This window comes from Caballeronia sp. (genome assembly GCF_049581465.1).
Lineage (GTDB): Bacteria > Pseudomonadota > Gammaproteobacteria > Burkholderiales > Burkholderiaceae > Caballeronia.
On the sequence record NZ_JBAUSA010000182.1, the window covers coordinates 1 to 3,863 of the forward strand.

Here is a 3,863-nt window from a genome sequence, read left to right on the forward strand (position 1 = left end):
CGAGTGCACTGGGAGGCGGACTAGAACTGGCACTTGCATGCGACCTTCGATACGCGAGCGTCGACGCGACTGTTGGTTTCCCTGAGGCATTGGTTGGTGCCATTCCCGGCTGGATGGGATGCGCACGACTCGTTGGACTGGTGGGCGCGACGCGTACGCGCGAACTGATTCTGCTGGGTGATCCCATCACGACCAGTCGCGCAGCGGCGTGGGGAATCGTCAACGAAGCCTTGCCAGCCGACGAACTTCGCACGCGTGTGGATGCTGTCTGCAAAACCTTGCTGAAACGCTCGCGAACTTCACTGTCGGTCGGAAAGAGGCTCGTCCGGATGATGGAAACCGGTCAGCCCGAATACGCCCACGAGTTCGCGGCATCAGTCTGCAAAGCGTCGCCAGATGCAATCGAAGGCGTGGCAGCGTTCCGGGAAAAGCGCGATGCAAAGTTCAATTGACAACCTGCTTCCAGCCAAGCGGAGTGGATCGGCGTCGTGGTCCACGTCGATAAACGGAGACACCCGAATCGTCGTTATCGTGGCCGACCCCGTTACGCAGGTGAAGTCGCCTGAGTTCTTCAACGCTCACTTTGCACAACACGGTATCAATGCCGTTCTGGTCCCTGCTCACGTGAACGGCGATGGCTTGCAGGAGGCGTTCCGCGGCCTTGCTGCCGTACGCAATCTTGCCGGCGTAGTTGTGACAGTGCCGCACAAAGTGACCGCGAGTGTTCTGCCTGGAGTGCGTCTGACCGAGCGCGCAGAAGCGATCGGTGCGATCAACTGTGTCCGACGACTGGCTGACGGCGGATGGCTCGGCGATAACTTTGACGGGACGGGGTTTGTATCCGGACTCGAGCAACAAGGTGTCAGCCTCGCAGGCAAGCAGGCTCTGCTGGTCGGCGCGGCGGGCGGCGCCGGCCGCGCGTTATCAAACGCGCTGTGCTCCGCCGGAGTTGGTTGCTTACGCATCTCCGACATCAACGGGGACAAGGCCTCAACGCTGCGCGCCGACTTGCAGAAAAGGTACTGCCGTGTCCGGTTGGAAACGACGGCCGCAGTCGCGGCAGCCGGAGACGATCTCGTGATCAACGCGTCACCGGCCGGCATGCGGACGACTGATCCATGTCCTGTCGACATCTCGCATGTCGGGGAAAACGCCGTGGTCGCCGATCTCATCATGAAACCAGAAAAAACCGTACTGCTTGCGAGAGCAGCTTCAAAGGGTTTGAAAATACACCCCGGTCGACATCTCCTTTTGAGCTCTGTTGAACACATAACAAGATTTCTGGGGCTGCAAACGTAGGGGCTGACGTCGTCATCGACCCAGCGACAGTGCAAACGAATGCGTCAATACAGGCGCTACCGGCGCAAACGCATATCAGGAGACAGGAGTAAATCATGGAAGATCGTTCGAGCTATCGGTGGCGCATCTGCGCGCTGCTTTTCTTCGCTACCACAATCAACTATCTGGACCGGCAGGTGCTTGGGCTGCTCAAGCCCGTACTCGCGGTGCAGTTCGACTGGACAGAAACGCAGTACAGTTACATCGTCATGGTTTTCACGGCCTGCTATGCGATCGGCATGCTTCTTTCGGGCAAGCTCGTTGACAAGGTAGGTGTGAAAATCGGCTACGGCGTGTGTGTCCTGTTGTGGAGTATCGCCGCGTGTGGCCACGCCCTCGTACGCAGCACGCTTGGATTTGGAGTCATGCGGGCTTTGCTGGGTGTTTCAGAGTCCGGAAGCTTTCCCTGCGCGGTGAAAACCGTGTCGGAATGGTTCCCACGCAAAGAGCAGGCACTGGCAGTAGGGATACTCACCTCAGGCACAAGTATCGGTGCCGTTGCTGCGCCCGCAGCCGTTCCGTGGCTCGCCGCGACGTACGGCTGGGAGGCCGCTTTCTTCGTCACGGGTCTGACGGGCTTCATCTGGCTGGCCTTCTGGTACGTGATGTATCAGGCGCCCCTGAAACACAAGAAGGTTTCAAAAGCCGAGCTTGAGTTCATCAATGAAGATCCTGTTTCTGCGCTTCCGTCGGCAGGGGTGCACTGGTTCTCACTGCTGAAGCTGCGCCCGACATGGACATTCTTCGCGGGCAAGCTCCTGACCGATCCCATCTGGTGGTTCATGCTGTTCTGGCTGCCGTCCTACTTTAACTCGCGCTTCCATCTCGACCTGAAGAACCTCGGTTTGCCGCTTGTCATTGTCTATATTGCTACCTCGATCGGGAGCATCGGCGGTGGCTGGGTCTCTTCCGCGCTGATCAAGCGGGGCTGGTCGATAGCGAAAGCCCGTCAGACAACGATGCTTGGGCTTGCGTTTCTGGTGACACCGATCGCTTTCTCACCGTGGATCGACAACATGTGGGCGATGGTCGGTCTGTTGAGCCTCGCTGCCGCGGCTCACCAGGGGTGGTCGGCCAACCTTTTTACGACTGCCTCCGACATGTTTCCGAAAGCGGCTGTAGGCTCCGTCGTCGGGATCGGGGGACTGGCCGGTGCCTTAGGAGCAACGCTGTTCCCCTTGCTCGTAGGCACGCTGCTCGACCACTTCAAGCTGCTTGGCCAGATCAATGCGGGCTATAACATCCTCTTCGTTATCTGCGGGTCTGCCTATCTGGTAGCCTGGGTCGTCATGCGCGCAATACGTGCCTCCAGCACAACGGTAGATATGACGCAGTTAAGCGCCAAGACAAGCGGATAAATGAGTCGGGGGTGGAGTGCAGGCCGGAGCCGAGAAACATGACGGCGGTTAGGCGGATCGCAATCTGATCCGCCTAGCGTCTTTATCACCGGAAAGCCGCGCATTGGGGGCTCACATGTAGTCCTTGCTTGCCCTCACCGACCGTCCTCCTCGTTGCTTCAAGCGAGTTGCGCGACGGGTCGTCAATCGGCTAACGGGCAATTGCAGACAGCAGAGGCCTTAGATTCGGAGAAGAACGGACCGCGAATGCCGCGTCCTCGTGGATGGCGGATGTACGGCTCAAAGCAGCCTGTTGAATAAATCGGGAATCGCTGTCCCCTTTGGGTCGGGAGTGTGAGTTCACTGATGCAGGATGCTGCCGTCGGGTTGCTCGATGCCGCCATCGTCAGCAATCAGCCACATTGCTGACGTGGAACCCAGCCCATCCTAATGACGGCTCAGGCCGAAGACTTGCCGGATCAAGTCTGTACCGGAATGTCCGGTACCTGGGACGTAGCCGGCGTTCAAATTTGCACGCGAAAGCGAGAGCCAAGGACCGTAGATGGACTGGCCTCCATGCGCCGGCCCGTTAAGAGCCGGGCGCCAGTCCATCGCTTTACCTTTGTCAGATGTGCCCAACCAGTGGACTTTGATAATTCAGCGTCAACTCATTCGTGAAGAGCGTAAGCGCATCCGATTGACGTACTGCGTGATTAGCGCTCGGGTGCTCGCGGGACAACTTTAGCGCCATTTGTCCAAACTGTCACATCGTAAAACCAAACCAAAATGGAGGTACCCGGTTTCGGACCTTGAGTCCATAGACTGCTCGTACAAAATGGAAAACGCCTCTCGGATTTTTGTCGCGAGGGGCGCTATCACGTCGGAACAATTTCGCTTACAGCGCGGCGTCCTTCAGCTTCTTCAGCGGGCGCACCTTGAGGCGCACCGAAGCGGGCTTCGCCGCGAACCACTTGTCTTCACCCGAGAACGGGTCCTTGCCGAAGCGCTTCTTCTTTGCCGGCACGTCTTGAGCAACAACCTTCAGCAGACCCGGCAGCGTAAACTCCTTCGCGCCCTTCTTGTGAATCGATGCGAGCACCGTTTCCTCGAGGGCTGCCAACAACGCCTTGGCCGCCTTCGGCTCCACGCCCGAGCGCTCGGCCAGGTGAATGGTCAGCGATGCCTTAG

The 3,863-nt window shown here is 58.5% G+C and carries 4 protein-coding genes; 3 read left to right on the top strand and 1 reads right to left on the bottom strand.

What is annotated here, in order from left to right:
* The 3 genes from WCA53_RS04560 to WCA53_RS04570 form a co-directional block, all read left to right on the top strand.
* On the top strand, positions 1–452 hold a 452-nt coding region (locus WCA53_RS04560; RefSeq protein WP_423906024.1), incomplete at its 5' end, for an enoyl-CoA hydratase/isomerase family protein.
* On the top strand, positions 436–1,299 hold the full coding sequence (locus tag WCA53_RS04565; RefSeq protein ID WP_423906029.1) for a shikimate dehydrogenase family protein: 864 nt from the start codon (positions 436–438) through the stop codon (positions 1,297–1,299). The genes WCA53_RS04560 and WCA53_RS04565, both read left to right, overlap by 17 nt.
* Before the next feature lie 95 nt (positions 1,300–1,394).
* Positions 1,395–2,696 (top strand): MFS transporter, encoded by a 1,302-nt coding sequence (locus WCA53_RS04570; RefSeq protein WP_423906032.1) that lies wholly within the window; start codon positions 1,395–1,397, stop codon positions 2,694–2,696.
* Positions 2,697–3,570: 874 nt separating this feature from the next.
* Here WCA53_RS04570 and WCA53_RS04575 read toward each other — a convergent pair.
* The coding region (locus WCA53_RS04575; RefSeq protein ID WP_423906035.1) for an HU family DNA-binding protein at positions 3,571–3,863 on the bottom strand (293 nt) is incomplete at its 5' end.